The sequence below is a fragment of the Ruegeria faecimaris genome, from assembly GCF_900182615.1.
Lineage (GTDB): Bacteria > Pseudomonadota > Alphaproteobacteria > Rhodobacterales > Rhodobacteraceae > Ruegeria > Ruegeria faecimaris.
In genome coordinates this window covers 364,843-377,766 of sequence record NZ_FXTE01000001.1, presented here as the reverse complement: position 1 = coordinate 377,766, position 12,924 = coordinate 364,843, and the positions used below count along the sequence as shown (strand labels likewise).

15 protein-coding genes are annotated in these 12,924 nt (G+C 57.0%); 6 read left to right on the top strand and 9 right to left on the bottom strand.

Annotated features, from left to right (window positions below; all coding sequences use genetic code 11):
• The first annotated feature begins 37 nt into the window (after positions 1 to 37).
• The 4 genes from FN806_RS01905 (at position 38) to FN806_RS01890 (ending at position 3,971) form a co-directional block, all read left to right on the top strand.
• Positions 38 to 643 carry a CvpA family protein gene (locus FN806_RS01905; RefSeq protein ID WP_142633482.1) on the top strand — a complete coding sequence of 202 codons (606 nt, stop codon included), beginning with the start codon at positions 38 to 40 and terminating at the stop codon, positions 641 to 643.
• Between the two features lie 616 nt (positions 644 to 1,259).
• On the top strand, positions 1,260 to 2,783 hold the full coding sequence (gene purF / locus FN806_RS01900; RefSeq protein ID WP_142633480.1) for an amidophosphoribosyltransferase: 1,524 nt from the start codon (positions 1,260 to 1,262) through the stop codon (positions 2,781 to 2,783).
• 252 nt (positions 2,784 to 3,035) lie between these two features.
• The gene (locus FN806_RS01895; RefSeq protein WP_142633478.1) at positions 3,036 to 3,284 is read left to right on the top strand and encodes a hypothetical protein; all 249 of its coding nucleotides are present in this window, start codon (positions 3,036 to 3,038) and stop codon (positions 3,282 to 3,284) included.
• Between the two features lie 42 nt (positions 3,285 to 3,326).
• The gene (locus FN806_RS01890; RefSeq protein WP_142633476.1) at positions 3,327 to 3,971 is read left to right on the top strand and encodes an SDR family NAD(P)-dependent oxidoreductase; all 645 of its coding nucleotides are present in this window, start codon (positions 3,327 to 3,329) and stop codon (positions 3,969 to 3,971) included.
• Between the two features lie 60 nt (positions 3,972 to 4,031).
• Here FN806_RS01890 and FN806_RS01885 read toward each other — a convergent pair whose 3' ends face one another.
• From FN806_RS01885 to FN806_RS01870, 4 genes are all read right to left on the bottom strand, one after another.
• Positions 4,032 to 4,874 (bottom strand): ATP-binding protein, encoded by an 843-nt coding sequence (locus FN806_RS01885; RefSeq protein ID WP_142633473.1) that lies wholly within the window; start codon positions 4,872 to 4,874, stop codon positions 4,032 to 4,034.
• Positions 4,875 to 4,991: 117 nt separating this feature from the next.
• A complete protein-coding gene (tatC, locus tag FN806_RS01880) occupies positions 4,992 to 5,909 on the bottom strand; it encodes a twin-arginine translocase subunit TatC (RefSeq protein WP_142633471.1) in 918 nt (305 codons plus the stop codon).
• Positions 5,906 to 6,364 (bottom strand): Sec-independent protein translocase protein TatB, encoded by a 459-nt coding sequence (gene tatB, locus FN806_RS01875; protein ID WP_142633469.1) that lies wholly within the window; start codon positions 6,362 to 6,364, stop codon positions 5,906 to 5,908. Before tatB ends, tatC begins: the two co-directional genes overlap by 4 nt.
• 6 nt (positions 6,365 to 6,370) lie before the next feature.
• Positions 6,371 to 6,586, bottom strand: a complete 216-nt coding sequence (locus tag FN806_RS01870; RefSeq protein WP_142633467.1) for a twin-arginine translocase TatA/TatE family subunit — start codon at positions 6,584 to 6,586, stop codon at positions 6,371 to 6,373.
• A gap of 219 nt (positions 6,587 to 6,805) precedes the next feature.
• Between FN806_RS01870 and FN806_RS01865 the strand changes: the two genes are divergently transcribed.
• The gene (locus tag FN806_RS01865) at positions 6,806 to 7,111 is read left to right on the top strand and encodes a hypothetical protein (protein ID WP_142633465.1); all 306 of its coding nucleotides are present in this window, start codon (positions 6,806 to 6,808) and stop codon (positions 7,109 to 7,111) included.
• A 21-nt stretch (positions 7,112 to 7,132) separates the two neighbouring features.
• The gene (locus FN806_RS01860; RefSeq protein WP_142633463.1) at positions 7,133 to 7,804 is read left to right on the top strand and encodes a helix-turn-helix transcriptional regulator; all 672 of its coding nucleotides are present in this window, start codon (positions 7,133 to 7,135) and stop codon (positions 7,802 to 7,804) included.
• Between the two features lie 63 nt (positions 7,805 to 7,867).
• Here the strand turns inward: FN806_RS01860 and FN806_RS01855 are convergent, their stop codons facing one another.
• The 5 genes from FN806_RS01855 to FN806_RS01835 all read right to left on the bottom strand — a co-directional run bounded on the left by FN806_RS01855 (position 7,868) and on the right by FN806_RS01835 (position 12,846).
• Complete coding sequence (locus FN806_RS01855) at positions 7,868 to 9,019, bottom strand: M23 family metallopeptidase (RefSeq protein ID WP_142633460.1); 1,152 nt, start codon at positions 9,017 to 9,019, stop codon at positions 7,868 to 7,870.
• Positions 9,020 to 9,082: 63 nt separating this feature from the next.
• Complete coding sequence (locus tag FN806_RS01850) at positions 9,083 to 9,733, bottom strand: protein-L-isoaspartate(D-aspartate) O-methyltransferase (RefSeq protein ID WP_142633458.1); 651 nt, start codon at positions 9,731 to 9,733, stop codon at positions 9,083 to 9,085.
• Positions 9,730 to 10,512, bottom strand: coding sequence for a 5'/3'-nucleotidase SurE (surE, locus tag FN806_RS01845; RefSeq protein ID WP_142633456.1), 783 nt, complete (start codon positions 10,510 to 10,512; stop codon positions 9,730 to 9,732). The genes FN806_RS01850 and surE overlap by 4 nt, the downstream gene beginning before the upstream one ends.
• A gap of 121 nt (positions 10,513 to 10,633) precedes the next feature.
• Entirely contained in the window at positions 10,634 to 11,719 is a 1,086-nt protein-coding gene (locus FN806_RS01840; RefSeq protein WP_185956606.1) for an ABC transporter ATP-binding protein, read from the bottom strand.
• A gap of 80 nt (positions 11,720 to 11,799) precedes the next feature.
• Entirely contained in the window at positions 11,800 to 12,846 is a 1,047-nt protein-coding gene (locus FN806_RS01835; protein WP_142633454.1) for a methyltransferase domain-containing protein, read from the bottom strand.
• Positions 12,847 to 12,924 lie beyond the last annotated feature (78 nt).

Genomic DNA, 12,924 nt, shown 5'->3' with positions numbered 1-12,924 from the left:
ACGCCTTGAGGGGCAGAAAAAATTACGGGCGAGGGCCATGGAAGGTTTTACAATAATTGACGGGGTAGTTGCCCTGATCATCGTTATATCGGGTCTGCTGGCCTATTCCCGTGGCCTGTTGCGGGAAATTCTCGCGATCGCGGGATGGGTTGCGGCGGCAGTTTTGGCATTCATTTTCGCACCACAGGCCGTTCCACTGGTCAAAGAAATCCCCGTTGTCGGAGATTTCCTGCGCGACAGTTGTGAATTGTCGGTTATCACCGGGTTCGCTGGCGTGTTTGCCATTGCCCTGATCGTGGTTAGTATATTTACCCCACTGTTCTCATCTCTTGTGCAACGGTCTGCACTGGGCGGCTTGGATCAGGCACTTGGGTTTTTCTTTGGAATCGCGCGCGGCATCCTTTTGGTGGCGATTGCCTTCTTCGTCTATGACACAGTCATGACGGGCCAATCCTACACCATCGTCGACGAAAGCCGGTCAGCCAAAGTGTTCGAACAATTCAGCGACAAAATCGAAGAGCAAAACCCCGAAGCCGCGCTGGGGTGGGTAACATCCCAATATGAAGAACTGGTAGCCAGCTGTGGTGAAAGCGCCGATCCATCCGACGCACCTGCCGCCCCTGAAGCACCTGCAGCGGAATAAAGCAAAAGCCCGGTCAAAGCCGGGCTTTTTCAATTCGACTTAGACAAACCCTTCTCCGGCGCAAACGGTGCATCTGATGTTTTTCAGCCCAAAGCACCCTTCGCAACGGGACATGACGGGCTTGCCAAAAATGTCCCGACTTTTGATCACTTCACCTGCGCCTCCGCAAATCTGACAGGGTGCGCGCCCCATTCCACGGCATCGGTGGCACCGGCGTTTTACCGGTTCTTGCTTTTTCTGACCTTGATTGTTTTGCCACATGTCTGAAATCCGCTTGGCTTGAAGAAACTATTGTTTCGGATTGTTTCCTCTATGACAGCACAAGCTGCGAAACCTGTCACCTTTTGTTCGGCCATTGTGGCAAATTCCACCTGCGTCAAATCGCAAATGTGATCCTTTGATGACACAGCCTCCGTAAGGCTTTATGTGAAGTCCGAACTGACATGGAATCGGAGCTGCCGATCTTGCTGTATCTGTTTTCTTTCGCGCCTGCCGCTTGCGACCAGGGCGCGTCTGCATCCCAAGATCTATGGGAAGTATCAGGCAAAGACACCGCCATGCTGATGTTCCGAACACCGCCACAACTTAAATCGTCATAGTAATTTGGAGCCCGTACATGTGTGGGATTTTGGGGATCGCAAGCAGAACACATGATGTGTTTGCGGAAATCTATGACGGGCTTCTGATGCTGCAGCACCGGGGTCAGGATGCATCGGGTATCGTCACTTATACCGGAGAGTTCTTCCGCGAAAAGAAAGCCAACGGGCTGGTCAAGGACGTGTTTAACGCTCAGGACGCCGATACCCTGCTTGGAAAGGTCGGCATTGGCCATGTGCGCTATCCGACTGCCGGGTCGCTCAGCGCGGCCGAGGCGCAGCCATTCTTCGTGAATGCCCCGTATGGCATCTACCTGGTTCATAACGGCAATATCACCAACACCGCCGCACAGCGTGAGAAAGTCACCGGAAAATACAGCCGCCACCTGCGCACAACGTCAGATTCGGAAATTCTGCTGAACGTTCTGGCGGACAAGGTCGCTGACGCAATCAAGGTCAATGGCAACGCCGAGCCCATTCGGAATATCTTTGCCGGTGTGAAGATGACGATGGAACGGGTGCAGGGCGCCTATTCGGTAATCTGCCTGATTGCAGGTGTCGGAATGCTGGCCTTCCGCGACCCGCACGGAATTCGCCCGCTCTCGGTGGCCATCCGCGAAACCGAAAACGGTGGCGACGACTTTGCGTTTGCCTCGGAAGATGTGGCCTTTGGCATCAACGGCTTCAACAAGATGCGCGACCTACGCCCTGGCGAAGCGATTCTGATCGACCTGGACGGCAACATGCACGAATTCCAGGCGGTCGAAGGCAAGCTGACACCCTGTATCTTTGAATATGTCTATCTGGCGCGTCCGGATTCTCTGTTGGACGGCGTCTCTGTCTATAAAACGCAGATGCGTATGGGGCAGACGCTGGCCAAACAGATCCAGGAATCAGGGCTTGAGATTGATCGGATCATCCCGGTCCCAGACAGCGCCCGCCCGGTCGCGCTTGAGGCGGCCAAGATCACCGGCATTCCCTATCGCGAAGGTCTGGTAAAGAACCGCTATGTCGGACGAACGTTCATCATGCCCGGTCAGGCCGAACGTCAGAAATCCGTGCGCCGCAAACTGAATGCGGTTCCGCTGGAGTTTGACGGACACAATGTTCTGTTGATCGACGATTCCATCGTCCGCGGGAACACGATCAAGAAGATTGTGCAAATGTGCCGCGAGGCTGGAGCCAAGAAGGTCTACATTGCCAGCGCCTCACCGCCGGTGAAATACCCCAATGTCTATGGCATCGACATGCCCACCAAACATGAGCTGATTGCCCATGGCAAAGAGGTCGAGGAAATCCGGCAAGAGCTCGGTGCAGACGCCCTGATCTATCAGCATCTGGACGATCTGATCTGGGCCGCCAAGGAAGGAAATCCAGAAATCGAAGCGTTCGACTGTTCGTGTTTTGACGGAAAATACATCACCGGAAGCGTCAGCAAAGACTATCTGGATACGCTCGAAAGCAGCTCACGCGTTAGTAAGAAACGTGAAGACATGCAAGTGCCCGGCGGATCCTGGAATGCGGCGAAGCTGGCTTCGGGATAAGTTTCCGGCGAATCGGTAGCTCTCTGCCCGGTCCAAGCCGGGCGGTTTCCGACCTGCATCGGTGTAAATTCGCTTAGTTTCCGCGCACAACTTTTTGGCGAAGGAAATGCAATCGCAATGGGTTCACCGATTGCCTTTTGAAAGTGACGGAACGGACAATTCACCAGACCTTTTGTTCCCTTGTTGCGTTTGATAGTCCGCCTCCAACCACTCATCAAAAGGGGTTGGGGCCGCGTGCCGCAACCGCACTCTATGTCAAACAAAACCGTCACAAGCGCGGCCACGCAACAGGGCGCGCTTAGCAAAAACTCTATCACCCTGCTTGGGGTGTTTGGGCCAAAAGCCGATATGCGCGCGCTGATGCGGATGTCTTCTGGCCGGGTCAAAGAGGTCAAGCTGGGCAGCCGTGTGTCTTCAGGTACTATTGTGGCCATTGATGCCGAGGGCATCATGCTGCGACAAAGCGGTCAGACGACGCGCATAGCGATCCCAGGCAGCTAATCCTGTCTTGACGCGCTGCGCGCTTGGGTTCAAACCGCAGTCATGACCGATCAGACTAAAATCGCCCTCATCACCGGGGCCTCTCGCGGGCTGGGCGCTGCCCTGGCCGAGGCGCTGGCACCAGAGTACCACATCGTCGCTGTCGCCCGCACCACCGGCGGGTTGGAAGAACTGGACGACCGCATCAAAGTAAAGGGCGGTTCAGCCACCCTGGCTCCGATGGATATTGCCGATCCGAATGCGATGGCGACACTGTGTCGTGGCATCCATGATCGCTGGGGCAAGGTGGACCTGTGGCTGCATACTGCGGTTCACACTTCGGCCCTGACGCCGACCCATTTCATTGACCCCAAGGAATGGACCAAAGCCATCAACACCAACGCAACCGCCACGTCGGTCCTGATCCCCTATGTTGCGCCTTTGCTGGGTGAGGCCGGCCATGCGGTATTTTTCGATGATCCGAAGGCGGGCGAGAAATTCTATGGCATCTACGGTGCCACCAAGGCGGCGCAGATGGCTCTGGCCCGTAGCTGGGCGCTGGAAACAGAGCGCACCGGGCCGCGTGTAAGCATCATGGAACCGGCTGCTATGCCAACTGCCGTGCGTGCCCGGTTTCATCCCGGTGAGGATCGGGAGGCATTGACCAGCACCGCAGATGAAGCGGCGCGCATTCTGGCTCTGTTATAGGAATGGCCCATTGGGCCATGCCTCCGGCGGAGGTATTTTTAGCCAGATGAAGCCGGCGGATTACGCGATGTGAACACCGTTTCTTCCGGCCAGATCGACGAAGAATTGCCATGCCACACGGCCCGAGCGCGCACCACGTGTGGCCTGCCATTCGATCGCTTCGGCGCGCAGGGTGTTTGCGTCGACCGAGACGCCGTAAGAAGCACAATAGCGGTCGATCATGGCAAGGTATTCGTCCTGATCGCAAGGATGGAAACCCAGCCATAGCCCGAACCGGTCCGACAGTGAGACCTTCTCTTCTACGGCCTCAGACGGGTTGATGGCGCTGGAACGTTCATTTTCGATCATATCCCGCGGCATCAGGTGGCGGCGGTTTGAGGTGGCGTAGAACACCACATTTTCCGGGCGACCTTCGATGCCACCGTCCAGCACTGCCTTGAGCGATTTGTAGTGCTGATCATCGTGGCTGAAGGACAGGTCATCACAATACAGGATGAACCGATGCGGCGCGGCGCGTAGATGGTTCAGCAGACGCGCGACCGAGCCCATATCCTCGCGCTGCAGCTCAACCAGTTTCAGATCGGGATGTTCGTTCTGCAGGGTGCCGTGGACCGCTTTGACAAGGCTGGATTTGCCCATACCGCGCGCACCCCAGAGCAGTGCATTGTTGGCCTTAAATCCAGCGGCAAAGCGGCGTGTATTGTCCAAAAGTGTATCGCGAGACCGGTTGATACCCACCAAGAGATCCAAATCGACCCGATTGACCTGCTTAACCGGTTCCAGGCGGTCGGGTTCGACATGCCAGACAAAAGCCGGAGCTGCGGCAAAATCGGGCGCGGCCAAAGGCGCCGGGGCCATACGATCCAGCGCGTCGGCAATACGGTTCAGGGCTTGTGTATCCATTGGGGCCTCCGGTCGTGTTTGGAGGGTCTCAAACCATGTTCCGCCCGGCGCGACAAGAGCGGCGCATGAAAAAGGCGCGCCGGGCTGGGCGCGCCTGTTCATTGCTTGATCGCAGCTTTATTTGCCGTCTTCTTCGTGGATGATATCGGCATCAGCCTCTTCTTCGTCGTCATAGTATCCTTCTGCGCGCAGCTCGGCCTCGCGCTTTCTCTCAACTCGGGCGACAAGGAAAATCGACACCTCATAGAGGCCATAGACCACGACAAACAGGATGATCTGAGTGATCACGTCTGGCGGTGTCACAAGGGCAGCAAGCACCAGAATACCTACCATGGCGTATTTTCGGACACTGCCCAAACCCTCGGCGCTGACAAGTCCGGCCTTACCCATCAAGGTCAGCAGCACAGGCAGTTGGAAACACAGACCAAAGGCAAGGATGAATTTCAGCGTGATATCCAGCGATTCATTCACCTTGCCGAAGAACGTGATCTTCACGCCCTCGGTGGTTTCGGGCACAACCACGATCTCTTCCGGAACATCTCCGGTAGTCGCCGACAACAGATTGGCGAAAATCGAACTGACATCCGCAAAGCCCAAAAAGAACTGCATGGCCAGCGGCGTTACCACGAATTGTGCAAATGATGCCCCAAGCAGGAACATGAACGGCGAGGCGACCAGGAATGGCAGGAAAGCGCCCTTCTCAGACCTGTACAGACCAGGTGCCACAAAGCGCCACAACTGATAGGAAATCACCGGGAAGGCCAGCGCAAAGCCAAACACCATCGAAATTCGGAACAGCGTAAACAGATATTCCTGTGGCGAGGTATATTGCAAAGTCGGAGACGGATCGCCCAGATCGCGCAGCGTTGCCTCGATTGGTTGGACCAGGAATTGCAGGATCGGTTCCGCGACCGTAAAGGCCAAGACAATGCCTATTACAAAGGCAATGACCGCGCGGATCAGCCGGGTGCGCAGTTCCGCCAGATGCTCGATCAATGGGGCCGAGCTGTCTTCGATCTCGTCTGTGTCGGTCATGATTTGCCTTCGGTTTTCAGCGCGGCTTCGGCCTCTTCAGCCTTGGCCATCGCTTTGGCGGCTTCTTTCGCCTTACGCTCAGCCGCAGCACGTGCGGTCGAGGCCTGGATCTTCTTGGCCTGCTCGGCCCGTTCGGCGGCCAGCTTACCGGTCTCGCTATCGGGGTCGAACTTGGTGGGGTCGATACTTTTGGCCAGGTCCTGCGCGGCTTCTTTCACACCATCCATGGCGCTGCCTACAGGGTTAGTGGCCGCGTTGAGACCTTTTTTGATGTCATTTACACCGGCCTGATCCGCCGCCTCGTTCATGGCACTGCTGAATTCGCGCGCCATGCCACGGGCCTTGCCGACAAAACGACCAACATTACGGAACAAAACCGGCAGATCCTTTGGCCCCACAACGATCAGGGCAACGACGCCGATGACCAGAAGCTCGGTCCAGCCCAGATCAAACATACCGGATCAGACCTTGTCTTTGTCGGTCTCGGGCGTGACGTCCTTGGCCAGTTCGGATGCGTCCTGATCCAGTTCCTCTGCGCCTTCTTTGACGCCTTTCTTGAATGACGTAATGCCTTTGCCCACTTCGCCCATCAACGAGCTGATTTTGCCACGGCCGAATAGCACCAGAACCACAACTGCGATCAGCAGAATGCCGGGAAGGCCAATATTGTTGAGCATCTCTCTTCTCCTATAACGTCGGCGCCGTACGCCGGAAATGTGATCTGGGTCCGTGTCTACGCCCGCTGGCCCGCCTGCAAAAGTGAGTTGGTTCAAATCTGCGTTCAAATTCGATCCGATCCGATGTTTTTTACGGCCTCGGATTGATCAACTGACAGGTTTGTGTCAGTTGATAGGGGCTAGGTAGGCGGTATCGAAACCTGGTCAACGGAGATTCACATGACCCATGTTGCAGAAATCGTCACCTTCACCCTCGCCAACGGGACAACCCCGGAAGAGTTCGTAAAACTCAGCCAAGCGTCCGAAGCCTTTGTACGCGCAGCTCCGGGGTTTGCCCATCGTCAACTCAGTCAAGGCGAAGACGGGCGCTGGACTGACTACGTGATCTGGACCGATATGAAGGCCGCACAGGACGCAGCTGCGCAGTTCCCGCAGCAGGGTTTTGCGCCCGCACTGATCGCAGCGATCAACCCCGAAGGCATGCAGATGCGCCACGAGAACGTGCTATGGAACATGACCGCCTGATCGCGGTCAGAACGGCGTGTCATGCGCCGCACTGACCGTCTGTTCGACATCATCCAGATCCTGCGCGACGGCAAACTGCACCGTGCGCAGGACATTGCGGATCGGCTCGAGGTGTCGGTCCGCACGATCTATCGCGACATGGATACGTTGGCCGCCTCGGGCGTTCCGGTCGAAGGTGAGCGCGGCGTGGGTTATATGGTGCGTGAGCAGATCACCCTGCCCCCGCTGAATTTGACCCCGGCCGAACTGGAAGCGCTGAACCTTGGCATGGCAATCGTGGCCGAGGCCGCCGACCCCGACTTGAAAACCGCCGCCGAGTCTTTGGCTGAAAAGATCGACGCCGTGCTGCCGACCCAGGTGATTTCCGAGGCTGACAGCTGGAAATTTGCGGTCTACCCCTTTGCCGATGCCGCACGCGGGCTGGCGCATATGGCCCCGATCCGCGCCGCCATCAAATCACGACAAAAATTACGTCTGAGTTACCGCAGGATCGACGGCGTGCTGACCGAGCGCACCATTCGGCCATTGCATATGGAGTATTGGGGACGAGTCTGGACGCTGACTTCCTGGTGTGAACTCCGCGATGGTTTCCGGGTCTTCCGAATTGACCTGATCGAAACCGTCCTTCCCCTGCCCGAGATTTTTGCAGACGAGCCGGGAAAGCGTCTGAGCGATTACGACCCATACGCTTAACCCTGCCGTCATCGGGTTGGGATTATCCCAGCCAGCGGCATGGCCCTGACGGGGCCATTCTTATCATTTCAGATAGGGCTCTGGATCTACAGATTCGAAGCCTTTGCGCACTTCGAAATGGACATAGGCGTTGTCCCCGCTCCGCAGCAAGGCAATCTTCTGCCCTCGTCGCACGCGATCCCCTTTCTTGACCGAGATATCTGCCACATTGGCATAGACGGTCAGCAGATCACTGTTGTGTTTAACAACGATGATCGGAACCTGATCTGCATCAGCAGTGATCGCCGCAACAGTTCCCGCCTCTGCCGCCATTACAGGCGATCCTGCAGCCGCTGCGATGTCGATCCCCTCGTTCTTTCCCTTTTGATATGTGCGGATAATCGTACCGTTCACAGGAAGCCCAAGCGCCGAATTGCTTTGGTTTGTTGGTGCCTCGGCGGTCACATCAGGCGCCGGAGTGGCCGGGGAAATGGTTTCGTCAGGCAAAGGCTGCGTAGCACTGGGCGGCGTCGGTGTCGGAGACCCCTGGCCGGGCTGTGTCACATTCGTTGCAGGCACAGCAGCTTTGCGCGGTGCGGATTGGCTTTTCACCGGGATCAGAAGGAACTGGCCTTCGCGGACGGTAAAATCGGAATCCAATCCATTCCAGTCTGACAGCGCCTCAACGGGAACGTCATAGAGGCGTGAAATTGTAAATGCCGTTTCACCACGTTTCACCTTGTGGCGGATCGGTTCGGGACCGGTTGGTGCCGGTGCCGCCGCAGGTTTTGCGGGCTCAAGCGTTGATGTACGGACCGAGCCATTTGCGGGGGCCTCGTCGATTGCCGTACCAGCTATCGTCGCAATATCGACAGAGCTTGCGGAACCGACCGTCTGGGGCAGTGCCACAACTTCGCCCTCGCGCAAGGAATCGGTAGGCATTAGACCATTGAAACGCGCCAGCTCTCCTTCAGGCAAACCAACCCTTGCGGCCAAGTCTCTGACAGTGTCGCCACGGCGAGCAATCGCCACTTGATAGGTCGGATATGTGATGACACCCCTGGCATCCGGTGCGGGCCGGTTGGTCGTAGCCGACTGTGCTGCTTCGGCGGTGGAAAAACCGCCTACCTGTCCGCGAAGATCATAATCCAGCGGCCCTTCGCACCCAGCCAGGATTGCAAGGCTAGTCACTCCTAACGCACAGCGGCGCATTGCTGATTTGGAAACTGCTCTCATTTTATTGTCCTCGACACCTGCCCCTGTTCATCGGGGTTCCGGCGCATTTTGCAGAATATTCCCTTAAGCTCCATCCTTCCCAAGCCCTTCTAACAAGGGCACAAAACGGACAGGCAACAATTCGTCATAGTCCAAACCGGATTCGGTGCGCCGGACCCTGATCAATGTCTGGACCGTATCCGACTGCCCCACCGGCAAGACCATGATACCGCCGATTTTGAGCTGCGCCAAGAGCGGCCCGGGCGGGTCCTCGGCAGCTGCAGTCACGATGATACGATCAAACGGGGCTTGCTCGGGCAAACCAAACGAACCATCCGACAACATTGCCGTCACATTTGTCAGCCCCAAATCACGGAACAACTGGCCGGTTTCGCGCACAAGTCGCTTATGACGCTCGACCGTGTATACCCGGCGTGCCAGTTTCGACAGGATCGCGGCCTGATAGCCCGATCCGGTCCCGATCTCGAGCACGGTATCACGCGGACGTACTTCCAGCGCCTGCGTCATCAGCCCAACGACAGACGGTTGGCTGATCGTCTGGCCGCACGCAATCGGCAGCGGCGTATCCTCATAGGCGCGTTCTGCAAACAGGCCTTTGACAAATCTGCCGCGATCAATCTGCTCCATTGCTGCCAGCACGCGAGCATCCGTCACTCCGCGCGAGCGCAGGGCAAACAGGAACTGCATGGTTGTTTCAGGGTCCAGTCCGCTCATTCGATCGACTTTAACGCTTCCAGCGCGTCATGCGCGGTCAGATCCGCACGCATTGGTGTGACCGAGATATAGCCTGCCAGATTGACGGCAGCATCCGTCCCAGGTGCAGTCGGGTTGTGTTGATACCCGCCCTTGATCCACAGAAACCGCCGCCCCGAAGGTGAGCTGTGCGGCTCGACCGAGAAATGTGTGTCACGCCGATAACCCTGAGGGGCGATCCGGGTGCCCAGTACTTCATCCGCAGGCACTGGGGGGAAATTGACGTTGTAAAACAAACGGTAATCGCCTTGTTCTGCCGGCGTCGCCCCCAGTATCTTACGAACCAGCTCGGCACCAAATCGGGTCGCGGATTCGAACGGGTCATCCAGCCCCAAATTGCGCGGACCGAGATATTGAGACAGGGCAATAGCCGGAACCCCCTGCAGGGCCGCCTCCATCGCGCCCCCGACTGTGCCAGAATACAGCGTATTCTCGGCCGAGTTGTTCCCACGATTAACACCAGATAATATCAGGTCGGGTGGTGCGTCCTTCATCACATCGTGCAAACCGGCCAAGACACAATCAGCTGGTGATCCTTCCGCAGCAAAACGGCGTTCTCCCAGCTTGGCAACCATCATCGGGTGCGTGTAGCTGATGCAATGCCCCACGCCGGATTGCTCGAAAGCGGGCGCAACGACCCAGACTTCACCATCCGGTCCGGCCAGATCGGCAGCAATCGCCTCGAGTGCGATAAGTCCCGGCGCATTGATACCGTCATCATTCGTTAGAAGAATACGCATATGCCCCATCCACCGCAGCGTTTTTTCCTTGATAGACCCAGCCCCGCACTGCGGCAAGCAACCCGCAGGCGCAATCTGAGGCTTTCACGCACCACTTGCGCCTAAACTGAAGTTTTAGACCCTATTTGGGGAATACAAAGCACCGATCGCGGCGAATGGTCAGCCACATGACCCGCCCCGCTTGCGGGACAAACACGTTGGGAACGGTCGCTTTCAAGATTGAATCATCATAGTCCATACGGAATTCAATCAAGCTTTCGTTGCCCAGAAAACGCGCCCGTTCGACCACACCACGCGCGGCTACCCCGTCCGTCGGTGTCGGCAGTGGACCTTTGCCATTGCGATCAAAATCCAAACGGACGTGCTGAGGCCGAAATACAATCTCAACATTCGTTCCATCCGGCACACCCGGAGCAAGAAACTGACCAAATGGCGTATCGGCCAAAGCTCCGTTAACTTGCGCGCCTAACACATTTATATCGCTAAAGAATGCAACTGCAGCTTTGTCCGCAGGACGGGTGTAGACGTTGTAAGGCGCACCCTGTTGAACGATTCTGCCACGGCGCATCAGGGCGATCTCATCGGCCATACGCATTGCCTCTTCGGGTTCATGGGTAACCAACAGGACTGCGGCGTCCTCTTCCTTGAGGATCGCCAGAGTTTCGTCCCGAATTCCATCGCGTAACCGGTTATCGAGCCCCGAAAACGGCTCATCCATCAACATGATCCGGGGGCGTGGGGCCAATGCGCGCGCCAGAGCCACCCGCTGTTGCTCACCGCCCGACAAGTGATGTGGAAAGCTGTCTGCGAACCGCATCAGGTCGACTTTGGCCAGCAACTCATCCACGCGTGCGCGTTTTTCATCTTTGCTACCCTTCAGGCCAAAGGCAACATTGTCAGCTACGCTAAGATGCGGGAACAGGGCAAAGTCCTGAAACATCAGGCCAATCTCGCGCCGCTCAGGCGGGACACGGAACACCGTATCGCAGATCAGCTTGCCATCGACATAGATCTGGCCTGTCTCTTGCATCTCGACACCGGCAATCATCCGCAGCGTCGTCGACTTGCCGCACCCTGACGGCCCCAACAGGCATGTCACCTGCCCCGCCTGCACGGTCAGCGAGACGTCATCAACAACCACCCGACCTTCGTACCGGGCGACCAGATTGCGAATTTCCAGACGCGGAGGAGTTGCGTTTACTGTCACCGATGGACCCCGTAGCCTTACCCGATCAAATCAATCGGGCTTGGGCGGGGATAGCAACCCCTCCCTTTGGGTGCAAGGGATCAGCAGCAGCCGCCCGTTTCGGCCTGCCCGGTCGCCTCAAATGGGCTTTCACCACCGCAGCCTTCGAAGATGCCGTAATGGGTTGAGAAATCACCGAGGAACTCGAAATGCCGCGCAAACCGCGTGTCTTTGAGCATCATCCATGTGTTGCCGCACACCGGAAACACCTTACCCGTCGCGATTGCGTGGTGGTCATCCAGCTCAAATATGTGCGCCGCATTGGGCACAGTGCCCTTATAGATCACGGCCTGACCATAATCTTCGCAGGCGGGTTCCAACGCAGGTAACTTGAACAGACGATAGGTGGCTGACAGGAATTTGAGCGGTGCCACGCGGTCCTCAAGAACCGGGTTTTCGATGGTCAAGGAGCGGTGCGTGACTCGACGCGGGTCGCCGAAACCGGCTTTGCGAGACATCGACAGAAAATCATTCCAGTACAGCGCACCGGACAGACACTCGCCATACAGAACCTCATCCTCGGCCATTGCCTGCGGTACGCGACGATCCGCATAAACGTCCGAGAAATACATCTCTCCGCCGTCCTTAAGCAGGCGATGCGCGCCGCGCAGAACGGCCTCCTTATCGGTGGCCAGGTTGATCACGCAGTTCGAAACGATGATATCGAAAGACCCCGCCTTTAAGTCCAGTTCATCCAGCTTTTCGATGTAGCCGTGATGGAATTCCACGTTGCTTTGGGCATACCCAAAGGTTTCGGCGTGATATTCCTGATGCGCGCGAGCGATATCCAACTGCTCGGGTGTCATATCAACGCCCACCACACGGCCTTTCTCACCTACCATAGCAGACAGGGCGTATACATCCCGACCCGCGCCACAGCCAAGATCGAGGATGCTCATCCCTTCCAGATCCAGCGGCGCGATCAGCCCGCAGCCGTAATAGCGGGTCAGCACGTCATCATGGACCTTGGCGAGGATTTTTTTCAGATGATCCGGCATATCGTCGGGCGTACAACACGCGTTGGTCTGCAGGTCCGCGCTGCTTTGCAGGACCTCGCCATAATAATTCTGCACCGATTCATGCTTCATCGCTGTCATCCCCTGATCTGACTGATGTTGAGCTAACCCAGCACCGCGCACCGTGCAATCAAAAGCCGAGCAATCTGA

Excerpts from the sequence above, each read along its gene's own strand:
- FN806_RS01905 (WP_142633482.1), top strand. The coding sequence starts at position 38 with ATGGAAGGTTTTACAATAATTGACGGGGTAGTTGCCCTGATCATCGTT.
- purF (WP_142633480.1), top strand. The coding sequence starts at position 1,260 with ATGTGTGGGATTTTGGGGATCGCAAGCAGAACACATGATGTGTTTGCG.
- FN806_RS01895 (WP_142633478.1), top strand. The coding sequence starts at position 3,036 with ATGTCAAACAAAACCGTCACAAGCGCGGCCACGCAACAGGGCGCGCTT.
- FN806_RS01890 (WP_142633476.1), top strand. The coding sequence starts at position 3,327 with ATGACCGATCAGACTAAAATCGCCCTCATCACCGGGGCCTCTCGCGGG.
- FN806_RS01885 (WP_142633473.1), bottom strand. The coding sequence starts at position 4,874 with ATGGATACACAAGCCCTGAACCGTATTGCCGACGCGCTGGATCGTATG.
- tatC (WP_142633471.1), bottom strand. The coding sequence starts at position 5,909 with ATGACCGACACAGACGAGATCGAAGACAGCTCGGCCCCATTGATCGAG.
- tatB (WP_142633469.1), bottom strand. The coding sequence starts at position 6,364 with ATGTTTGATCTGGGCTGGACCGAGCTTCTGGTCATCGGCGTCGTTGCC.
- FN806_RS01870 (WP_142633467.1), bottom strand. The coding sequence starts at position 6,586 with ATGCTCAACAATATTGGCCTTCCCGGCATTCTGCTGATCGCAGTTGTG.
- FN806_RS01865 (WP_142633465.1), top strand. The coding sequence starts at position 6,806 with ATGACCCATGTTGCAGAAATCGTCACCTTCACCCTCGCCAACGGGACA.
- FN806_RS01860 (WP_142633463.1), top strand. The coding sequence starts at position 7,133 with ATGCGCCGCACTGACCGTCTGTTCGACATCATCCAGATCCTGCGCGAC.
- FN806_RS01855 (WP_142633460.1), bottom strand. The coding sequence starts at position 9,019 with ATGAGAGCAGTTTCCAAATCAGCAATGCGCCGCTGTGCGTTAGGAGTG.
- FN806_RS01850 (WP_142633458.1), bottom strand. The coding sequence starts at position 9,733 with ATGAGCGGACTGGACCCTGAAACAACCATGCAGTTCCTGTTTGCCCTG.
- surE (WP_142633456.1), bottom strand. The coding sequence starts at position 10,512 with ATGCGTATTCTTCTAACGAATGATGACGGTATCAATGCGCCGGGACTT.
- FN806_RS01835 (WP_142633454.1), bottom strand. The coding sequence starts at position 12,846 with ATGAAGCATGAATCGGTGCAGAATTATTATGGCGAGGTCCTGCAAAGC.